Source organism: Paraburkholderia suaedae (assembly GCF_040812055.1).
GTDB lineage: Bacteria > Pseudomonadota > Gammaproteobacteria > Burkholderiales > Burkholderiaceae > Paraburkholderia.
This window is the reverse complement of the sequence record NZ_JBFOAH010000009.1, coordinates 1-19,452: the sequence shown is the minus strand read 5'-3', so window position 1 is coordinate 19,452 and position 19,452 is coordinate 1. Positions and strand designations below refer to the sequence as shown.

General features: G+C 64.8%; 16 protein-coding genes and 1 pseudogene. 8 read left to right on the top strand and 9 right to left on the bottom strand.

All coding sequences use genetic code 11. The annotated features are described in order from the left end of the window. Positions 1-30: 30 nt before the first annotated feature. Both ABQJ48_RS14630 and ABQJ48_RS14625 read right to left on the bottom strand, forming a co-directional pair. Positions 31-1,416 carry an undecaprenyl-phosphate glucose phosphotransferase gene (locus ABQJ48_RS14630; protein ID WP_367838725.1) on the bottom strand — a complete coding sequence of 462 codons (1,386 nt, stop codon included), beginning with the start codon at positions 1,414-1,416 and terminating at the stop codon, positions 31-33. Between the two features lie 201 nt (positions 1,417-1,617). Next, positions 1,618-2,634 (bottom strand): helix-turn-helix domain-containing protein, encoded by a 1,017-nt coding sequence (locus ABQJ48_RS14625; protein ID WP_367838724.1) that lies wholly within the window; start codon positions 2,632-2,634, stop codon positions 1,618-1,620. 974 nt (positions 2,635-3,608) lie between these two features. Here ABQJ48_RS14625 and ABQJ48_RS14620 point away from each other — a divergent pair. From ABQJ48_RS14620 to ABQJ48_RS14605, 4 genes are all read left to right on the top strand, one after another. Next, positions 3,609-3,755, top strand: a complete 147-nt coding sequence (locus tag ABQJ48_RS14620; protein WP_367838723.1) for a hypothetical protein — start codon at positions 3,609-3,611, stop codon at positions 3,753-3,755. 151 nt (positions 3,756-3,906) lie between these two features. Further along, on the top strand, positions 3,907-4,047 hold the full coding sequence (locus tag ABQJ48_RS14615; RefSeq protein ID WP_367838722.1) for a hypothetical protein: 141 nt from the start codon (positions 3,907-3,909) through the stop codon (positions 4,045-4,047). Positions 4,048-4,186: 139 nt separating this feature from the next. Then, positions 4,187-4,834, top strand: coding sequence for a LysE family translocator (locus tag ABQJ48_RS14610; RefSeq protein WP_367838721.1), 648 nt, complete (start codon positions 4,187-4,189; stop codon positions 4,832-4,834). Between the two features lie 194 nt (positions 4,835-5,028). Beyond that, positions 5,029-5,817: a sulfite exporter TauE/SafE family protein gene (locus ABQJ48_RS14605; RefSeq protein ID WP_367838720.1), complete on the top strand. Its 789-nt coding sequence runs from the start codon at positions 5,029-5,031 to the stop codon at positions 5,815-5,817. A 103-nt stretch (positions 5,818-5,920) separates the two neighbouring features. Here the strand turns inward: ABQJ48_RS14605 and ABQJ48_RS14600 are convergent, their stop codons facing one another. After that, the gene (locus ABQJ48_RS14600) at positions 5,921-6,169 is read right to left on the bottom strand and encodes a hypothetical protein (protein WP_367838719.1); all 249 of its coding nucleotides are present in this window, start codon (positions 6,167-6,169) and stop codon (positions 5,921-5,923) included. 315 nt (positions 6,170-6,484) lie between these two features. Continuing rightward, a complete protein-coding gene (locus ABQJ48_RS14595; protein ID WP_367838718.1) occupies positions 6,485-6,835 on the bottom strand; it encodes a BON domain-containing protein in 351 nt (116 codons plus the stop codon). 774 nt (positions 6,836-7,609) lie between these two features. Here ABQJ48_RS14595 and ABQJ48_RS14590 point away from each other — a divergent pair. The 3 genes from ABQJ48_RS14590 (at position 7,610) to ABQJ48_RS14580 (ending at position 11,441) form a co-directional block, all read left to right on the top strand. After that, positions 7,610-9,127 carry a TAXI family TRAP transporter solute-binding subunit gene (locus tag ABQJ48_RS14590; protein ID WP_367838717.1) on the top strand — a complete coding sequence of 506 codons (1,518 nt, stop codon included), beginning with the start codon at positions 7,610-7,612 and terminating at the stop codon, positions 9,125-9,127. 401 nt (positions 9,128-9,528) lie between these two features. Beyond that, positions 9,529-10,185, top strand: coding sequence for a 2-hydroxychromene-2-carboxylate isomerase (locus ABQJ48_RS14585; RefSeq protein WP_367838716.1), 657 nt, complete (start codon positions 9,529-9,531; stop codon positions 10,183-10,185). Between the two features lie 269 nt (positions 10,186-10,454). Further along, a complete protein-coding gene (locus ABQJ48_RS14580; protein ID WP_367838715.1) occupies positions 10,455-11,441 on the top strand; it encodes a LysR substrate-binding domain-containing protein in 987 nt (328 codons plus the stop codon). 84 nt (positions 11,442-11,525) lie between these two features. On the opposite strand, the gene xdhC is transcribed toward ABQJ48_RS14580, so the two are convergent. From xdhC to xdhA, 3 genes are all read right to left on the bottom strand, one after another. Next, entirely contained in the window at positions 11,526-12,092 is a 567-nt protein-coding gene (gene xdhC, locus ABQJ48_RS14575) for a xanthine dehydrogenase accessory protein XdhC (RefSeq protein ID WP_367838714.1), read from the bottom strand. Between the two features lie 133 nt (positions 12,093-12,225). After that, entirely contained in the window at positions 12,226-14,589 is a 2,364-nt protein-coding gene (gene xdhB, locus ABQJ48_RS14570) for a xanthine dehydrogenase molybdopterin binding subunit (RefSeq protein WP_367838713.1), read from the bottom strand. Between the two features lie 39 nt (positions 14,590-14,628). Further along, positions 14,629-16,158, bottom strand: coding sequence for a xanthine dehydrogenase small subunit (gene xdhA / locus ABQJ48_RS14565; RefSeq protein WP_367838712.1), 1,530 nt, complete (start codon positions 16,156-16,158; stop codon positions 14,629-14,631). 244 nt (positions 16,159-16,402) lie between these two features. Here xdhA and ABQJ48_RS14560 point away from each other — a divergent pair, with 244 nt between their 5' ends. Then, positions 16,403-17,614, top strand: coding sequence for an MFS transporter (locus ABQJ48_RS14560; protein WP_367838711.1), 1,212 nt, complete (start codon positions 16,403-16,405; stop codon positions 17,612-17,614). Between the two features lie 69 nt (positions 17,615-17,683). Here ABQJ48_RS14560 and ABQJ48_RS14555 read toward each other — a convergent pair whose 3' ends face one another. Together ABQJ48_RS14555 and ABQJ48_RS14550 are read right to left on the bottom strand one after the other, a co-directional pair. Next, complete coding sequence (locus ABQJ48_RS14555) at positions 17,684-18,988, bottom strand: flippase (protein WP_367838710.1); 1,305 nt, start codon at positions 18,986-18,988, stop codon at positions 17,684-17,686. 78 nt (positions 18,989-19,066) lie between these two features. Further along, positions 19,067-19,452 (bottom strand): annotated as a pseudogene (locus ABQJ48_RS14550) (hypothetical protein); the annotation flags it as partial.

Genomic DNA, 19,452 nt, shown 5'->3' with positions numbered 1-19,452 from the left:
GCCAGGCCCGGCGCGTTTGTTAACTACGTCTTAGTAAGCGTTTCGATGCACCAGTCCGGCCACGATCGTCGCGCCGATGATCCGCATGTCGAGTGCGAACGACCAATGACCCAGGTAGTACAGGTCATGCTCGACGCGGCGCTCCATTTTCTCGATGCGGTCGGTCTCGCCACGAAAGCCGTTGATCTGCGCCCAACCCGTGATGCCCGGCTTGATTCGATAGCGATTGATATAGCCCGCGACCACTTTCTGATAAAGGTCGTCGTGCTCGAGTGCATGGGGACGCGGTCCGACGACCGACATATCGCCACGCAATACGTTGAAAAATTGCGGCAGCTCGTCGAGGCTGGTGCGACGCAGGAACGCGCCGACTCGGGTGACGCGCTTGTCGTGGCGCGTGGCCTGGCTGAGCGTGCCCTTGGCCTCGGTATGCGGACGCATCGAGCGGAACTTGTAGATCGTGAAGACGCGGCCGTCGGCGCCCTTGCGCTTCTGCTTGAACAGCACGGGTCCGCGCGAGGACAGCTTGACCGCGATGGCGATGCCTAGCATCAGCGGCGCGAGCGCGATCAGCGCACAGGCCGCGAACAGGCGGTCGAAAATTTCCTTCTTCAGCATCGAGCTGGCGGACAACGGCGAGGCGACCAGATTGATCGCCGGCACGCCGAGCAGATCGACCACACCGCTGCCTTCGAACAGCGCGTGGCTGCGCACGTCCGGCACGAAGCGGATGTTCACGAGATCGTCGCGGAACTCGCTGATCAGCTCGCAGATGAGCGGCTCTTCGCTGAGGGCGAGCATCAGCCACAGCTCGTGCACGTCGTTCGTGCGGATGTAGCCGGCGAGCGCGTCGACGCTATCGAACACCGGCACTTGCGGATTCGTCACGGCCGACGCGTCCGGCCGCGTGTTGTAGACGGCGGTCGCGCGAAAGCCGGCCGTCGGCGCGGCTTCGATACGGCGAATGATGGCGTCGCACTGCGAGCCGCTGCCGACGATCGCCACCTGATGCAGGTTCATGCCGGCGCCGCGAGCACGCGCCAGCACGGCGTGCGTGATCAGCCGGTACGCGATCATCATGCCGCCCGTGACCGCGGTCCAGTACGAGAACCACAGGCGCGAGACCGCATCGCTGCGGTGCAGCGAATACATCAGCACGAGCGCGCAGGCCTGGACGATCAGCCACGCGAGCGAGACCTGGCCGGCCAGCGCGAGCTTGGAGCGGCCGCGCCACGATTCGTACACGCCGAACGCCGGAAAAATGGCCAGCGCGAAGGCAGCGGAAAACATCACCAGCGCCCAATAGAAGCCGGATTGAGCGAGATAGTCGAAGCGGATCTGCGACGCCACCGTCGCCCCCGCCAACACCAACGCGACATCGAAAGTTCGCGCGAGCAAATCCTGAAACTTGCGCATTTTGCTTACCTCGTCCTTACCGTTCCTGTCCGAGAATGAATGGTTTGTGCTGCTTACGAAGGGCGGCCGCAGTTGCGCCGAACCTCAAGATGTCGTCCTCGCCCAGATAGCGCCTGACCAGATGGGCGCATGCAAAAGTCCGGTAAAACCTTGCTCGATGCGCGTTCCCCGCGCAGCCTCCAGGCTTACCCGGGTAACGCGCTATTCACCCGCCATACGGCGGCTTTGAATCCTGAACTCGGTCGGAGAAATCCTCATCCGCTTGCGGAACACTTTCGCCAGCCTGTCGCCGTTGCCCATGCCGGTGCGCCGCGCGATCTTGTCGACGGGCAACTCGGATTCGGTCAACAGGCTGCATGTCGCCGCGAGCCGTTCGTGCAGCAAAAAGCCCGACGGCGTAATGCCCATTTCCATCTTGAAGCGGCGCAGAAAGTTGCGCTCGCTCATCGCTGCGACCTGCGCCGCGTCCGCAATCGAAATCGCCTGCTGACAGTTTTCCTGCAGCCAGCGCGCCGCCGCGCGTATCTTGTCGCCCGAACTCAGCCCGCCGTCCTCGCCGAGCAGCGGCGCGAGATTCGTGCACGAATCGGCGAGCAGGCGTTCGGCCACCGAGCGCGCGGCGGCACCGCCCAGATCGCGCTTGATCATCGCCAGCGCGCTTCGCATCGACTCGAGACGGTCGCCGGCATCGGCGCCTGGCTCGGCCGGGCGCGCGCCGTGCGTCATCGCTCGGCGCCAGTCGGCGCTTGCGCTGCCTTCGGGCAGCCTGGCGTCGGGCAGCTTGCTCCTCGGTGCATAAGCCGCTTCGAGCAGCGCGCGTCCCTCGGCGATTGGCCGGATCATGCCCGTGTCGGCGCGCACGCGGCGCAGCCATGCAATCAGCCGCGCGTCGTTGGCGGCGGCGCATGCGCCCTTGCCGCCCGCGACGTACACCGCATCGAAGCCGGCCTCATGGCGCGCGTCGAGTCCTTCTGTCCAGACCCGCAATCCCGCCGACGAGCGCACCATGCCGCCGTCGGCGGACAGAAAAGCAACGTCGTATACCCAACCGCCGGAGCCCGAGGAAGGCAGTTCGTTTGCCGCGTGAAAAACTTCGGCCACGATGCCCGCGCCCTGTAGCGAGCAGTCGTTGAACATCAGGAGCGCGATGCGGCGCGTGCCCTTGTGCGGAGCGTGCACCCAGCGCAGCATTGCAGACTCGAGACTCGCGCAAGTCATAGTTATTCCTCTCGCCGGAAAACGGATTCACCTTCAGCTTTAGCGGCCACCCATCGCCCACTCTGTACAGCACATCATAGTGACGACGAATCCAGCATTTAGCCGCCATGACCGAAAGTGTGGACATGTTGGCGCATTGCCTATACGCGTGACCAGGTGAAATCCCGCACCCACCGACCCCATTTTTTTACCGGCTTTTACCGGGCTTGCGCCTACGAATGAATAGGCATTTCGCGAATCTTAGTGCACATAAAAGGATGTTTAAGTACGCCACCGCACATTGCGAGGCCGCTCGAAAACGACGAACTCATAATTCGATTCTTTCGACATCGCGCGCGTTTGAGGTCTTTTTTTTCTGGGAGACCGCCGACGCCATAACGATCGCCCTTATCGCTTCGAGCTTTAACAGAGGCCCCCGGATGCGCCTTTTTTCCGGCCGCCGGAATATGTGGGCCATTGAACAAATACCGCATCGAAATAGCGCGTTATAACGAAAAAAATCAGTTAATAGTCGTAAAGGGATTTCGAAAAGATTAACGCGGGCGGTTTATGTTTCAATTCTGAAACATCGAGGCGTGACAACGTTTGCCAGTCGCGCAATTTACGCACCTGCATTTATGCATTGAATGTGAATCAGCTCAATTCCGCCTGCGAATCGCACTTATCAGCTACACGGTACTCGCGCGAAATCGCCACGCGGCGCGCCTCAGGGCGTTTTTCCCCTGGCGCACTAGCCGTTCTGCGACGCCACGGCTCTCGCCCTCGCCGCGGAAAATGCGCGGAAAGTCACCGACCCGTGGCCCGCCCCGGCTTGACGGAGGGAACATTCAGCGACCGCACCCGTGAGCCGTATGGATCGCGAGCGGCGCGAAGTGACGATGCTTCGGCGCGCTGCGACAGGTTCCGCGTCCGTTGACGAACGTAAAGCGCGGGCGCTGCCGGGTTAGGATGCCAACAACTTGCGGAAATCCCCTATGACCGGCCTGGCCTGGGCAATGCTGATACTGGCTGCGATGATCGGCGCCTTCCTCTTCGCGTCCATGAGCGCGCTGGGGCTCGCGCTGCTGCTGGCGCAGGTGTCGGACCGGCTCGCACGCAGCGAGGAAAACCGCTGTTACTAGCGGCATCGCCATAGCGGCAGGCAGCGCAAGGCGCCGTAGGCCTGCCGCGCCCGGCCAGTACGCAAATTCAGAAAGCCCGGCATCGACGGCAAAATCAGCGCACACTGCTGAGTGCTTCCGCGTGGAGCGAACCGCCAACTGGGAGTCCATCATGGCAAAAGGTCAGATGCGCAGTAACCGTGAAGTCAAAAAACCGAAACAGGAGAAGAAGCCACAGCCCGCCACGGCGCCTTCGGGCGCGCCGCCGATCCGCGTAGCACCGAGCGCGTCGGCGACAAACAAAAAACACTAAAAGAAGCGTTAAAAAAGCGGTCTGTCTCGACGAGACAGACCGCTTTTTCGTCTGGCTGAACCAATCGGTCGCCGCCGCCCGGCTGTCCTGCTATGTGTTCCACAGCGCCATAAACACAACGACCGCTCAAAGGCTCCCCGTGTCCACCACCAGTCTCTTCTTCACTGCCGCGGGCGTCGGCCTCGCGATTGCCGCGCCGGTCGGCCCGATGGGCATGCTGTGCATCCGCCGCACATTGACCGGCGGTCCACGCGCGGGACTCGCGATCGGCTTCGGCATCGCAACCGGCGACGCGCTGTACGGCATGATCGCGGCGCTCGGCCTCGTCGGCATCTCGCGGTTCATGCTCGCGTATGATCGGCCGCTGCATCTGCTGGCCGGCCTTTTTCTGCTTTATCTCGGCTTGCGAACGCTGCTGCAAAAGCCTGCCGCCGACGCTTCGAACGGCAATGGCAACGGCACCGGCAAGCTCGCGCAAGTGGGCCGGGCCGGCGCGCTGCGGGCCTACGCCAGTTCATTGCTGCTCACACTCACCAATCCGCAGACCGTCATCATGTTTGCGGCACTGTTCACCACACTCGCGCCGCGTGGTGCGTTTTCATCGACCATCGCGCTGACCACGGTGGGCGGCGTGTTTGCCGGCTCGATCGCGTGGTGGTGTTTCCTGGTGAGCGTGGTGTCGCTTGCGCGCCATGCAATCGGCAGCACGCTGCGCGCCGCCATCGACCGCGTGGTCGGCTTCGCGCTCGCGGCCTTCGGCGTCGTCGAAATCCGGCGCGCGCTCTGAGCGCGGCAGATCATCCGGTACGCCAGGGACTGCGCGTCGACCGCGGTCTGTACGCGGCAGCAACAGTTTTGAGACAATAGCGCCTTTTGCCGCGCCGCGGCGATCCGCCGCGCGCCGTGCCGGTCTATGGCCACGCCCACGCACCGGCCCCGCCGGCCCACCTTTTCATCCACCGACCGTCAGCGGTCCGCGCAATGGCTCTTCCCCACATCGATCTGCTGTACTCCGTCTCCGGCCTGTTCGTCGGCTTTCTGGTCGGACTGACGGGCGTCGGCGGCGGCTCGCTGATGACGCCGATTCTGGTGCTGCTGTTCAACGTGCATCCGGCCACCGCGGTCGGCACCGACCTGCTGTACGCGGCCGCCACCAAGGCTACCGGCACACTGGTGCACGGCCTGAAAGGCTCCGTCGACTGGCAGATCACACTGCGCCTCGCCGCTGGCAGTGTGCCGGCCGCGACCGTCACGCTGCTCCTGCTGCATCGCTACGGAATGGACACCCCGCGCGCGAGCCGACTGATCCAGATCGTGCTGGGCGTGGCGCTGCTGGTGACGGCGGTAGCGCTCGTGTTCCGTCCGCAGCTCGCCGCGCTCGGCGCACGCGTGCGGCGCCCGCCCAGCCAGGCGCGCACGCTGGCGCTGACCATGCTGACCGGCGCGATCCTGGGCGTGCTGGTGTCGCTGACTTCGGTGGGCGCTGGCGCGATCGGCGTGACCGTATTGCTGCTCCTGTATCCGTTGCTGCCGACCACGCGCATCGTCGGCTCGGACATCGCGCATGCGGTGCCGCTCACGCTGCTGGCGGGCGCGGGCCACTGGCTGCTCGGCTCGGTCGACTGGTCGATGCTGGCATCGCTGCTGGTGGGCTCGCTGCCGGGCATCGCAATCGGCAGCTATCTATCGTCGCGAGCACCCGATGCCCTGCTGCGCAATCTGCTCGCCGCCACGCTGACGCTGGTCGGCGTGCGCCTCATGCTGGCCTGAGGTCTCGACCGACGTTGGACTAGAACGCGATCTCCACGCGTCGGCTCGGGTGCCGGCCGCACCATCGGCCGCACAGCGCCCTGCCTACGCTGCAGCTCCCTCGCTACTTGAAAAACCGACAAGTCAGATCGGCTTCGAACTGCCGGATCCATTGACCGTGGCGGTCCTTATAGGACTGCGTCCAGCCGCCGCGACGCACGGTGACGAGACGCTCGTGCGCCGGCTCGCCCGGTTTCGCGCTGGCACTGATATCGAAGTGCACGGGCGCGAAACCATGCCGCGCACAGACCAGCTCGAAAGCCGCCCGATCGCCGATCGGCAGATCGATATAGCGAAACTGCGTGGTTCCCATAGCGTTGCTCCGATTTCCATGCTTCACGGTACTCTTCGCGGCATGTCAACTCTGTGCCGGAACGCACGGAGCGATCATCGTGGCAACGCTGCGGTTGGGACCAACGGCACGGCGTTCGTCGCTGTTGGGAACAAGGATCGCGACGAAAAAGAACGCAAAAAAGGCTTCGGCGCTACGTCACGCCGAAGCCTTTGTGCCTTCTGCATCATGGCCGCGCCGGCACGGTCGAACCGCCTGCACCGGCGTCGCGCGGCCGGCGCCTGGCACAGCCGATTTGTGCCGCGCGCTCATTGCAGCGCGCTCATTGCAGCGCGATTATTGCTGCATGACGGTGAGCTTGTTCGACACCGACGTCACGCCCGCGACGCCTTTCGCAGCTTCGCCGGCCGCATCGATCTGGCCCTGGTCGGGCACCGTGCCCGTCAAAGTCACCGCACCGCCGCGAGCCCGCACGGCGATGTTGGATACGTCGAGACCCTGGGTCTTCGCGAGCGCACTGCGCACCTTGCGGCCCAGCTGGTTGTTCGCGCGCTTGCCCGCCTTGACGTTGGAAGCTGCCGTTGAAGTGGAGCTCGTCTGCGCGTCGCTTGCCTGAGCGTAGACGTTGCACGCAGCCACCATTGCCACGACCAAACCCACCGTTTTCAGAAAACTGACCGATTTCATAGCTTCTCTTCTCCTTGGTTTTCACATTGGACCGCATGTAGTAGCGGTGTCGTTACGACTACCTGCAGCCATGCGCGAGAGCGGGCGAGATGCGACTGCGCGCTGGCCGACCAGGGCGGTGGCACGCTGTGCGAGAGGCGAGAGAGGCCAGCTGCCTTGGCCGCTGCGACGGCGCGCCGTGCGCTGCGGCATGGGATTGGCAGTCCGCGAATCTGCCGGCGTGCCCGGTTCTGGTCTGTCGTGCCGGGTCACGCCGCGCAAACGTGGGTTCGCGGCGGCGATGCTCAATTTAATCTAGCCGCGCCCGAAGCGCAAAGGGTTTAGTCGTCGGCGGGGCACGCGCGTCGAGGCGCCGAGCGGGGTGTTCGGATCGCGAGGTCGCCAGGTCCGGGCGGCATTCGGGCGTTTTCGTACTGCGTTCAAAGGGCGCCGATGCCGCTTTACCACGCATTCGCGCCGCATGCGCGCTTCGTTCCTGCCGCACTCAGGCGCTTTGACTGGGCTCACGCGCTAGCGCGCCGAGTCCGTCTGGCATTCGCGGCGGGTCGGCGAGGCGTTTCTGCGGCGCTCGCCCCGCAGGGCCCGGCATTCACACGCTGTTCACGTTTTGTTACGGGTTTGTCGGCGGACAGCGCCGCGTTGCGTTCCGCCGTCATGTGAATCTCAGGTACCATCGGCGCCACGCGTTTCGCGCGTTTCGCCCCGGTTCGTGCGCCGCAGAGCGCCGCCTTATCCCGCCCTGTCCATTTACGACCGTCGCCGTCACGTCATCCGATGAAGCCCGCCACTGGCCGCAAAAGCCCTCCCCGTCTCGTTGCCCGTTTCGTCGCGATCTCGTGGCGCGATCTGGCGGTCTCGTTCGGCCCGCTGGTGTTGCTCGCCGTCGTCGCCATCTGGGCCGCCGTGCGGCTGATTCAGCCCGCGCCGCCGAGCACGTTGACGATCACCGCCGGCCCGCAAGGCAGCACCTTCTGGAACGCCGCACAGAAGTACAAAACGATTCTGGCGCGCAACCGCATCACGCTGAACGTGCTGAGCTCGGAAGGTTCGCTGCAGAATCTCAAACGGCTCTCGGACCCCAACACGGACGTCGATGTCGGCTTCGTGCAGGACGGCGTCGCGCCCAACGCCGCAAGCCAGGGGCTCATGTCGCTCGGCAGCGTCGCGTACGTGCCGTTGGCGGTTTTCTACCACGGGCCGCCCGCGATGTGGCTCTCCGAGTTCAAAGGCCAGCGGCTCGCGGTCGGCGCCGAAGGCAGCGGCACCCGCGAACTGGCGCTCGCGCTGCTCAAGGCCAACGGCATCGTACCGGGCGGCGCGACCAAATTGCTGCCGCTGTCGGGCGACGCCGCCGCCGACGCGCTCATCGACGGCAAGATCGACGCGGCCTTCCTCGCGGGCGATTCGGCGCAGCCGGCCGTGATGGGCAAGCTGTATCGCACGCCGAACGTGCGTTTCTACGATTTCTCGCAGGCGGAGGCGTACACGCGCCGCTTTCCCTACCTGACGCAGCTGAAGATGCCCATGGGCGCGTTCGATCTCGGCAAGAATCTGCCGTCGACGTCGATCAACATGGTCGCGCCGACCGCCGAGCTGGTGGCGCGCGATTCGCTCCATCCCGCGCTGTCGGATCTGCTGATCGAAGCCGCGCGCGAGGTGCACGGCGGCGCGACCGTCATGCAGCGCGCCGGCGAATTCCCCGCGCCGCTCGCGCACGACTTCCCGATCAGCGACGACGCCGCGCGCTACTACAAGTCGGGCAAGAGCTTCCTGTACCGGATGCTGCCGTTCTGGATCGCGAGTCTCGCGGACCGGCTGCTGGTGGTCGTGGTGCCGCTCGTCGTGCTGCTGGTGCCGGCCTTGCGCATCGTGCCTGGGCTGTATGCGTGGCGGGTGAAGTCGCGCATCTATCGCTGGTACGGCGCATTGATCGCCATCGAGCGGAGCGCGCTCAGCGAGCACTCCGCGGCGGAACGGGCGTCTCTGATCGAACGCGTCGACGCGATCGAGGAGTCCGTCAACGGACTGAAAATGCCGCTCGCGTATGCGGACCAGTTTTATGTGCTGCGCGAGCATATCGGCTTTGTGCGTCGGCGGCTCATGCAAAGCCGCGACGCGCAGCGCGGCGACGCCGATGAAGCAGACGATGACGAAGCAGACGAAGCTGATGACAAACCGGCCGGCCGCCGGCGCGACGCGCCGGGTCCGCGTGCGCAGGCAGGCTCCGGGCACGAGCCGGATGGCGCGCCCGAAGAGGTCGATCGGGCGAACGAGGCCAACGAAGCGAGCTAGCCCCGCCACGCGAACGGGGTGAGCGAGGCCAATCAGCCACCGTCGCCAATGACGTGATAGCGGCCAATGAGGCCAACCACGCCGACGAGGTGAGCGATACCAACTCAGCCACCGGCACGAACGAGGCGAGCGAAGCCAACGAGGCTAACCAACCGGACCTGGCGAACCTAGCGGACCTGGCGCAACGAGCCGAACCAGGCCAGCGCCAACCGCAAACCGTCCACCTCAGTTCGAGCAACGGCGCGAGGTGCCTCCGGCCAACGTCGCCACCACCGACACCGGCACCGCCGACGCCAAATTCCGATTGACCGGTGCAAGCCGCGGCCGCACCGCGTAAGATCGTTACAATTTTGACGTTCCAGCAGACGCACCGCCAGAAACAGGCAATCCGGGAGACATTTATGACCGTTGGCATCGACGCCACGAAACCGCTGTGGTTTTACGACTTCGTCTCGCCGTTCACTTATCTGTTGCTCGAGCAGCACGACAAATGGCCAGGCTTCGACTTCGTGTTCACGCCGGTCCTGCTGGACGACCTTTACGATCATTGGGGACAGCGGCCTGCCTATAGCGTGCCCGCGAAACGCACCTTCATGTACCGGCACGCGCTGTTTCGCGCCGAGCAGCTCGCCATTCCGTACAAGATGCCGCCGGTGCATCCTTTCGATTCGATGAAGCCGCTGCTGCTCGCCACCGCCGCGAACGGCGACATCAACTTCGTGCGCGAAATTTTCCGCTTCATCTGGCGCGAAGGCCGCGACCCGTCGAGCGACACGGCCTTTGCCGAGCTTTGCGAACGCGTCGGCATGCCGGACGGGCCCGATCTCATCAAGAGCGAAGCGGTGAAGGCGCAACTGAAGCGCAATACTGCGGATGCAATCGGTCTGGGCGTGTACGGCGTGCCGACCTTTCGCCTGAACGACCAGCTGTTCTGGGGCGAGGACGCGCTGCCGATGGTGCTGTACTGCGCGCGCACGCCGAACTGGCTCGACTCGAAGGAAGTAAAGCGGATCAGCTCGCTGCCTTCCGGGGTCCCGGGCAAGCCGGCGGTGGAATAGTGAAAGCGTAAGCGCTAGAAGAACTTCTCGCGCGAGGCGGGAGACGGGAGACGGGAGACGGGGAGATGGCTTCGGCTTCGGCTTCGGCTTCCGGCACGCTCACATCGAAAGCGCGCCGCTGATGCCGGCCATACCACGCCCGCTATGCCGCTGCATTGCAAACGGGCCTAAGGTTATAGGCTTTTGCACCCCACAGAGGACGCTGTCGGGAAGCGGTCGCGCCAGACGCCCGATCCGGGCCGCTGCGCCCGCACGGCCACGCTCACATCATGGATGACGACGACTCCGCCGCCTCACTCGACATCTGGCTCGTGCGTGTGCTGCGCACGCTGCTGGTCGAGCGCAGCGTCACGCAGACCGCATTGCGTCTGAACCAGACGCAGCCCGCGATCAGCACCGCGCTGCGCAAGCTGCGCGAGACGCTCAACGATCCGATTCTCGTACGCGGCAAATCCGGCATGGTGCCAACCGAATACGGCGAATCGCTGCTCGGGTCCGCGCAGCGCGTTCTGCGCGAAGTCGATTTCGTCGCGACGCCGCACGGCGATTTCGACCCCGCCCGCTCGCGGCGCACCTTCCGCATCGCCGCGCCGGATTATCTGAACGACTTCTTCATGCCGACCGTGATCGCGCAGTTTCGCGAGGCGGCGCCTCATGGGCGGCTCGAAATAGAATCGCTGGGGCCGCTGTTCGATCATGACGCCGCGCTCGACGCCGGCGAACTCGATCTGGTGATCGGCAACTGGCCGAAGCCCGACCCGCGTTTCGAACGCAGCGATCTGTTCTCGGACACCGTCGTGTGCCTGATGCGCGCCGATCATCCGCTGACCCGCGCGCCACTGACACGCGAGGCGTACCTCGCCGCGCCCCATCTCGCGCCGACGCCGTACAGCGGCGCGCGCGGCGGCGCGATCGACACGGGGTTTGCGCGAGCCCACGCGGCGCGCCGCATCGTCGCCACGCTGCCCTATTTCGGGCTCGTGCCGCAGACGCTGCTGCAATCGGACCTGATCTTCACGACGACACGCCGTTTCGCGACCCACTACGCCGACATGCTTCCGCTCGCGGTGGTCGACGTGCCGATCCCGTTTCCGCGCATCAAGTGCTATCAGCTATGGCATCCGCAGCCGGACCGCCCGAGCGATATCGGCTGGTTGCGGACGTTGATGGCCCAGGTGTCGGAAGCGTTGATCGCACAGAAAGCGCGACGTGCGCAGCGGCCGCGGCAAAAAGAAGCGCCGGGTAAGGGAAAGTGAAGGCTGTTTGCGCGCGAGTGTTTAGGCTCAGGGCCAGACACCGCATGGGCATGGGTCCATGCACGGCGCGTCTACGCCGCAACGTCAAGCAACCGTGCACAGTCTTTGCGTTGCGCTCCGCGCGATGACTTCGCGCGTCCTGATCTGCAGCAATTGCGCGCACACCGCGACCGCGATCGCCGAGGGCGCCTTGTCGACGATGCCGTCCACCCCGATCGGGCAGGTCATCTCGCCGAGCCGGTCCGGCTCCACGCCACGCTCGAGCAGACGCCGCTCGAACTTCACTCGCTTGGTCTTCGAACCGATCATGCCGAAGTACGTGAAATCGCGCCGCCGCATGATGCGTGCGGCGAGCGAAAAATCGAGCGCATGATTGTGCGTCATCACGAGGAAGTAAGCGCCCGGCGGCGCGGTGTCGACGATCGCATCGGGTGTATCGGTGGCTTCGATCTGCACGTTGGCCGGCGTTTCGTCGGGGAACAGTTCGTCGCGCTCGTCGACCCACTGGACCACGCACGGCAAGCTGCCAAGCAGCGTAACGAGCGCATGCCCGACATGCCCTGCGCCGAACAGCACGATGTGCATTGGCGCACGGCGCGGCATCGGCACGGGGCGGCGCCGCCCGATCTGAACAGACGAGAGATCGTTCATGGCGATCATCCGGGTGAGTAGACGCTGCACGGGCGCTTTGCCCTCGCGCCCTGCTTCGCGTGTGCGCGGGCCGCTTCTGCGCGAGTCGCCGCGCCCGCAGCCGCCCTTTCGACCACGCCACCACGCGCCGCGCTCATGGCCGTTCACCCGCGGTCGCGGCCCGCACCGCGCCGACCGCCGTGAGAATCGCCTCGCTGGTCGCGGGCGCGTTCAGCGGCGGATTGACCTTGTGCCCGCCCACCGCGGAGACGGCGTCGCGCACCGCGAAAAACACCGAGAAAGGCAACAGCAATGGCGGCTCGCCGGTCGCCTTCGAGCGATGAATGCTGTCTTCGGCATTGCGGTTACTGAAGAGCCGCACATTGAAGACCGGCGGCGTATCGTTCACCGTGGGAATCTTGTAAGTGGACGGCGCATGCGTCATCAGCTTGCCGTGCGCGTTCCACCACAGTTCTTCGGTCGTGAGCCAGCCCATTCCCTGAATGAACGCGCCTTCCACCTGGCCGACGTCGAGCGCCGGATTCAGCGACGCGCCCACGTCGTGCAACGCGTCCGCACGCAGCACGCGCATTTCGCCGGTCAGCGTGTCGATCACCACTTCCGACACCGCCGCGCCATACGAGTAGTAGGAGAACGGCCGGCCTTGCAGCTTCGACTGATCCCAGTGGAGCTTGGGCGTAGCGTAGAAGCCGTCCGACCACAACTGGATACGCGCGACATAAGCCGTCGCGACCACCTCTTCGAACGGCACCGCCAAGTCGCCGACCACCACGCGGTCGTGCGCGAAGCGTACGTCCGCAGCGCTCACCTGCGCCGCGCCAAAGCGTTCGGCGGCGAATGCCGCGAGCCGTTCGCGCAACTGGCGCGCGGCGTCCTGCGCGGCCTTGCCGTTCAGGTCCGAACCCGTCGATGCGGCCGTCGCCGACGTGTTGGCGACCTTGCTCGTATCGGTTGCGCTCACGCGAATGCGGTTGAAGCCGACACCCAGTTCATGCGCGACGACCTGCGCAACCTTCGTGTTCAAACCCTGGCCCATTTCCGTGCCGCCGTGGTTCACCAGCACCGAACCGTCGGTATAGATGTGCACCAACGCGCCGGCCTGATTGAAGTGCGTGACGTTAAACGCGATGCCGAACTTGACCGGCGTGAGCGCGAGCCCTTTCTTCAACACTTCGTTATTCGCGTTGAACGCGTCGATCGCCCCGCGGCGCGCGCGGTATTGGCTCGTCGCTTCCAGTTCGTCGATCAGTTCGTGGAGAACGTTGTCTTCGACGATCTGCCCATACGGCGTCTGGTTGCGCTCGGTCTTGCCGTACAGATTGCGGCGGCGCACGTCGAGCGAATCCAGGCCGACCGAACGCGCGACGTTGTCCAGGATGTACTCGATCGCGAACGCGCCCTGCGGGCCGCCGAAGCCGCGAAACGCGGTGTTCGACTGCGTGTTGGTCTTGCCGCAGAAGCCGTCGATCGTCACGTCCGACAGCCAGTACGCGTTGTCGAAGTGGCACAGCGCGCGCGTCATCACCGGACCGGACAGGTCGGCGGAGAAACCGCAGCGCGAGGTCATGTCGAGCGCCACGCCGTCGATCACGCCGCGCTCGTCGTAGCCGACTTCATACCTGTAGTGGAAATCGTGGCGTTTGCCGGTGACCATCATGTCGTCGTCGCGGTCGGGGCGCAGTTTCACCGGGCACTGCAGCTTCCATGCTGCCAGCGCCGCGCAGCACGCGAATAGCGCCGATTGCGATTCCTTGCCGCCGAAGGCGCCGCCCATGCGCCGGCATTCGACCAGCACGTTGTGCGACGCGACGCCCAGCGCATGCGCGACCAGGTGCTGCATTTCGGTCGGGTGCTGGGTCGAACAGTAGACATGCATGCCGTCGTCGTCCTTCGGCACGGCATATGAAATCTGCCCTTCCAGATAGAACTGCTCCTGGCCGCCGAGCAGCATTTCACCGGCCTCGCGATGCGCGGCGCGCGCGATCTTGCTAGCGGCTTCGCCACGGGAGAGCTTCATTGGCGGCAGCACGTACTGGTTGGCGGCGCGCGCCTGTTGCGCGGTGAGAATCGCCGGCAATTCGTCGTAGACGACATGCGCGCGGCGCGCGGCGCGACGCGCGGTTTCGTGCGACGTCGCGATCACGATGAAGAGCGGCTGGCCAATGTACTGCACGACGCCGGCGGCGAGAATCGGATCGTCGCCGTGGACGATCGGGCCCACGTCGTTCGCGCCGGGGATGTCGTCGGCGGTGAAGACGGCGACCACGCCGGGCGTGGCGCGCACCTGTTCGAGCGAGATCGACACGATCTTTGCATGCGCCTTCGACGAGAGACCGAGCGCGGCGTGCAGCGTCCCGGCGAGCGTCGGGATGTCATCCGTGTAAGTGGCACGGCCGCTCACGTGCAGATGCGCGGACTCATGCGGACGCGACACGTGGACTTGCGTGAAGTCGAGGTCCTGAAGGTCTTTAAGAAACGGCTCGGCTTGCTGATTCATTGTGGTGTTCTCCGTATCCCTCGTAAGCCTGGCCGCCTATCACGCGCTCGCGCCGGCGGGCGTGCATGCCGCGGCGACCGCGCGTACGTCGAGCGCGCTTCTCGGCAGCGGATCGTGCGCACGCGTTTCGAGCCAGAAGCGGTACAGCGTGTTCTTCGCGGCTTCGAGCCGGTAGTGGCTGCTCGCGCGCATGTCTGACAGCGGCGCGTAGTCGTTGCCGAGTGCGAGCATCGCCGCCCGCGCGGTGGCTTCGTGCCACTCGGCGTCGCGCAGCACGGCTTCCGCGTGGGGCGCACGTTTGCAGGTGGCGGCCATCCCGCCGAACGCGACGCGCGGCTCGCGGATCACGTTGCCCTCGGCGATGAACGCAAACGCCGCGCACACGGCCGAGATGTCCGAATCGAAACGCTTGGACAGCTTGTAGGTGCGAAACTGAAGCTTTTCGCGCACGCCACTGCGCGTCGGCACCTTCAGCCCGACCACGAATTCGTGCTCCGCCATATCCTTCTTCTGATACGCGAGGTACAGGTCTTCGAGCGGCATCTCGCGCTCGAGATCGCCGCCACGCACGATCACCCGTGCGCCGAGCGCGATCAGGCCAGGCATCGAATCGCCGATCGGCGAACCGTTGGCGATGTTGCCGCCGAGCGTGCCAGCGTTACGGATCGGCAGCGCCGCAAAGCGTTGCCACATTTCGGTCAGCTCCGGATACTCCTTCACGATCTCCGCATAGGCTTTTTCGACGCTCACCCCAGCGCCTATCTCGATCCACTCGGCGTTGGTTTCCACCTTCTGCAATTGCGCGATCTGCCCGACGTAGACGATATTGCCCAACTCGCGCATCTGCTTGGTCACCCATAGGCCGATGTCCGTGCTGCCCGCAAGAATGCGCGTGGCCGGCCGCGCTTGCTTGAGGTTCGCGAACGCCGCAACTGTGCGCGGCGCGTCGAACTGCTGCCCGGCGTGCTCGTAGTGGAACGTGGACTCGCGCTCCAGCGTGGCGAGCGTCGCGGCGAGCGCGGCGACGTTCACCGGCGCTTTTGGCGCGGGCGCGTCGAACATGCGCACGGCTGCATCGACGATAGGCCGATAGCCCGTGCAGCGGCACAGGTTGCCGGTCAGCGCACTGCCGATCGCTTCGCGCGACGGCACGGTGCGGTTCGCGCAACTGTGCTCGTGGCCGTGTTTCTCGTAGAGCGACCACATCGACATGACGAAGCCCGGCGTGCAGAAGCCGCATTGGGAGCCGTGGCATTCCACCATCGCCTGCTGCACCGGATGCAGCGAGCCGTCCGGCTGGCGCAGGTCTTCGACGGTGTAGAGCGCTTTGCCGTCGAGCGTCGGCAAAAACTGGATGCATGCGTTGACCGCCTTGAAGTCGACCCCGCCCGCCGCGTTGCGCTCGCCGAGCACGACTGTGCATGCGCCGCAGTCCCCTTCGGCGCAGCCTTCCTTGGTGCCGGTGCAATGCGCGTCTTCGCGCAGATACTGAAGCACGGTGCGCGTGACGGGCGCGTCCTTGATTTCGCGGATCGCGTTGCGGTGATAGAAGCGAATCGGCTCGGTCATGGGTTCGTTACTCTCGAATGTTCTGCGTCCCTGGGAACGTCCTGCAGCGATGGTTCGAAAACTATCACCGTCAATAAACCCAACCCATAGCCCGCTTCGCATGGGGGACATATTCGCCAAGCGATATCGAGGTGCAAGCCTGCAGGCTCCCGTTTCGTCTGGCGAATAGCCTCCGGCTCGTGCAAAGGAATCGGTTCCATGGGAAAATCACGCCTTCCCGCCGTTTTCAAGTGACGTTTTCCCTATGTCCACCCCTTCGGCGCCATCGCGCAGCGAATTCGCCACGACCCTGCAAATCATTCCGGTCGTCTTTTTCACGTTCCTTTGCTACCTCACCATCGGCATTCCGCTCGCGGTGCTGCCCGGGTACGTGCACGGCGACCTCGGCTACAGCGCGGTGCTGGCGGGCGCGGCGATCAGCGTGCAGTACCTCGCGACGCTGGCGTCCCGTCCGCTCGCCGGCCGCAGCGCCGATACGCTGGGGCCCAAGCGCACGGTGTCGATCGGATTGCTGGGATGTGGCGCGAGCGGTGTGCTGCTTTTGCTGGCCGTGCTATGTGGCCGCTGGCCGGCGTTCAGCCTCGCGCTGCTGGTGTGCAGCCGTCTGGTGCTCGGCTTCGGCGAAAGCCTGTGTGGCACCGGCGCGATTTTGTGGGGCATCGGCCGGGTGGGCACCAGCAACAACGCGCGAGTGATCTCGTGGAACGGCATCGCCACGTACGGCGCGCTGGCTATCGGCGCGCCCCTGGGCGTCGCGCTCACGCACGCAACCGGCTTTGCCGCGCTCGGAATCACGGTGATCGCGCTGGCTGCGCTCGGCTACTATCTGGCTGGCCGGGTCGCCCCGGTGCCTATCGTCCATGGCGAGCGGATGTCCTACCGCAGCGTGTTCATGCGTGTGCTGCCGCATGGGTTCGGTCTGGCGCTCGGCTCCGCCGGATTCGGCTCGATCGCCACCTTCATCACGCTCTTTTACGCCGCCAGAAACTGGCCGAATGCCGCTTTGTCGCTGACGGTGTTCGGCACGCTGTTCATTGGCGCGCGGCTGTTGTTCGCCAACACGATCAAAACCTACGGCGGCTTTCGCGTCGCGATCGCGTCGTTCTCGTTCGAGTGCGCCGGCTTGTTGATGCTGTGGCTCGCGCCCGAGCCGCATGTCGCGCTGGCGGGCGCGGCCCTCACGGGGTTCGGCTTCGCGTTGGTGTTCCCGGCGCTAGGCGTGGAGGCGGTGGGGCTCGTGCCGCCCGCGAGCCGGGGCGCGGCGTTGTCGGCTTATTCGGTGTTCCTCGACCTCTCGCTGGGCATTACCGGACCGTTGGCCGGGTATATCGCCGGCGAGTTCGGCTATGGCTCGGTGTTTCTGTTCGCCGCGATTGCCGCCGCTGCAGCGGTAGCGTTGTCCACCGTGCTTTATCTGCGCGATGCGAAGCCGACCAATATGCCCGCCGCGCTGTAAGGCGCTGTGTGATTTGCGCCGCGCCGGCCTGCTGTGATGCGTGCACGCGGCCCGTTCGGGTCCGCGAGCTCAATCCCTTTCGGCCACCATTTCGGGCTTGATCGGCTGCGTCGACGGCTGGCCCTGCGAACGCACCGCGATTTGACCGTGATTGATACGGTTCGACACACGGTACACGCCGATCAGCATGAACAGTTCCGTGGCCGCTACCGACCACGCGGTGCCGACGCCACCCCACAGATAGATGGACACCGGCGCCTGCAACAGATGAAACAGCGCGCCGTAAAGGTAGATTTTCTTCAGCACGGACTGGTTGCCTGACGCGATGACGGTGAGCATCACCTGCGTCGTCGTCATGCCGACGATCGCCGGCACGAACACCAGCACGCGCAGAATGAGAAACGTCTCGCCGAAAGCCTGGCCGAGAAACCGCCTGACGAACCACTCCCCAAGCACCGAGAACCCGACCAGGATCAGGATCGCCGACGCGGCAAAGGCGAGCATGAACCCGCGGTTGACCTTGTGCACGTACTCGCGGTCGCCGTTCTCGTAGGCGACGCAAATCTTCGGAAAGAACGCCTGAATCGCGGGAGCGGTACACGCGCGCAGCGCATTCGTGAGCCGCTCCGCGGCCACGTAGTAGCCGACTGCGCCCGGACCGCTGATCATCCGCAACATGATGACGTTCGCGTACATGTAGACGGACGTGAGCGCCGAGCCGAGGAAGATGTGATAGGCGTCCTTGGCCTCGGCCAGCACTTCGGCAAAGCTGATCCTGACGTTCAGCAGGATCTCGCGCTTCCAGATCAGCATGACCGTGAGGATCAAGCCGCAGACGAAGGTGGGCGCGTACTGCAACGCGGCGGCGAGCATCACGTCGTCGTGACTCTTCACGCACAGGAACAGCGGAACCAGCATGCCGACCCGCGACACTAGCAACGTACCCGCCAGCACCGGCAGCCGCTGCGATCCCTCGTAGAAGCACGAAGGCGTGATCACGCAGCCCCAGATCATCAGCGAGCCCAACAGCGTGGCGCCCCGTTCGGACGGCGTCATATGGCCCGCGAACGACCATGCGACCAGCACCAGCGTGCACAGCGCCGCGAGAATCGTCTTGCCGATCGTCGTGGACCAGTAGATGCGGTTGACGACTGTCGGCTGATCGAGATTGACGGCCACCTTGCGTGCGCTGCTCGGGCCGAACCCGAAGTCGACCACCACCAGCAGAATCTGCGCAATGGACTGCGCATAACCGATCACGCCCAACCCCGCCGGCCCCAGCACATGCGACAGATACGGCAACGTCACCAATGGGAGCACGTAATTAAGCGCGTAGACCGAGTACAGGGCAATGATTACGTTTCTCGTCGACACAGTGGGTCCCGTTTCCAATTGCTCGTCACGCAGGTCGGCTCGAATGGTTTGATAACAATCGGCATGGGGCAGTCGTCCTCAAGTCGAGAAAACAGAATACGACACGAAACAAGGCTCGTTCAGCGCAATGTCGATCCTGTTGTAGCGAAGATCTGCGGAATTGGCGGCGAGCACAGCGCTCTTCACCGCATTGCCAATCAGGTTGTTGACTACCGTCTTGTATCCGGCATCTGACGCATTGGTGGCGAAGAGAATCTCGGCCAGTTGCGCATGGGCCTCGGTGGTTGCGCGCACCACCACCCGGCCCGACGAGCCGCGCAGCACGTTCACCGTGGCCTGCGACGTTTTCGGCGAAGTGGCCTGGTCGCCGCAATGCAGCGCCGAGGCCACGCCGCCGCGATGGAATCCGACGCCGAGATCGAGACTGCGGACCAGGTCGGTATCCTTGCCGCCGGCAATCGAGC

Excerpts from the sequence above, each read along its gene's own strand:
- ABQJ48_RS14630 (WP_367838725.1), bottom strand. The coding sequence starts at position 1,416 with ATGCGCAAGTTTCAGGATTTGCTCGCGCGAACTTTCGATGTCGCGTTG.
- ABQJ48_RS14625 (WP_367838724.1), bottom strand. The coding sequence starts at position 2,634 with ATGACTTGCGCGAGTCTCGAGTCTGCAATGCTGCGCTGGGTGCACGCT.
- ABQJ48_RS14620 (WP_367838723.1), top strand. The coding sequence starts at position 3,609 with ATGACCGGCCTGGCCTGGGCAATGCTGATACTGGCTGCGATGATCGGC.
- ABQJ48_RS14615 (WP_367838722.1), top strand. The coding sequence starts at position 3,907 with ATGGCAAAAGGTCAGATGCGCAGTAACCGTGAAGTCAAAAAACCGAAA.
- ABQJ48_RS14605 (WP_367838720.1), top strand. The coding sequence starts at position 5,029 with ATGGCTCTTCCCCACATCGATCTGCTGTACTCCGTCTCCGGCCTGTTC.
- ABQJ48_RS14600 (WP_367838719.1), bottom strand. The coding sequence starts at position 6,169 with ATGGGAACCACGCAGTTTCGCTATATCGATCTGCCGATCGGCGATCGG.
- ABQJ48_RS14595 (WP_367838718.1), bottom strand. The coding sequence starts at position 6,835 with ATGAAATCGGTCAGTTTTCTGAAAACGGTGGGTTTGGTCGTGGCAATG.
- ABQJ48_RS14590 (WP_367838717.1), top strand. The coding sequence starts at position 7,610 with ATGAAGCCCGCCACTGGCCGCAAAAGCCCTCCCCGTCTCGTTGCCCGT.
- ABQJ48_RS14585 (WP_367838716.1), top strand. The coding sequence starts at position 9,529 with ATGACCGTTGGCATCGACGCCACGAAACCGCTGTGGTTTTACGACTTC.
- ABQJ48_RS14580 (WP_367838715.1), top strand. The coding sequence starts at position 10,455 with ATGGATGACGACGACTCCGCCGCCTCACTCGACATCTGGCTCGTGCGT.
- xdhC (WP_367838714.1), bottom strand. The coding sequence starts at position 12,092 with ATGAACGATCTCTCGTCTGTTCAGATCGGGCGGCGCCGCCCCGTGCCG.
- xdhB (WP_367838713.1), bottom strand. The coding sequence starts at position 14,589 with ATGAATCAGCAAGCCGAGCCGTTTCTTAAAGACCTTCAGGACCTCGAC.
- xdhA (WP_367838712.1), bottom strand. The coding sequence starts at position 16,158 with ATGACCGAGCCGATTCGCTTCTATCACCGCAACGCGATCCGCGAAATC.
- ABQJ48_RS14560 (WP_367838711.1), top strand. The coding sequence starts at position 16,403 with ATGTCCACCCCTTCGGCGCCATCGCGCAGCGAATTCGCCACGACCCTG.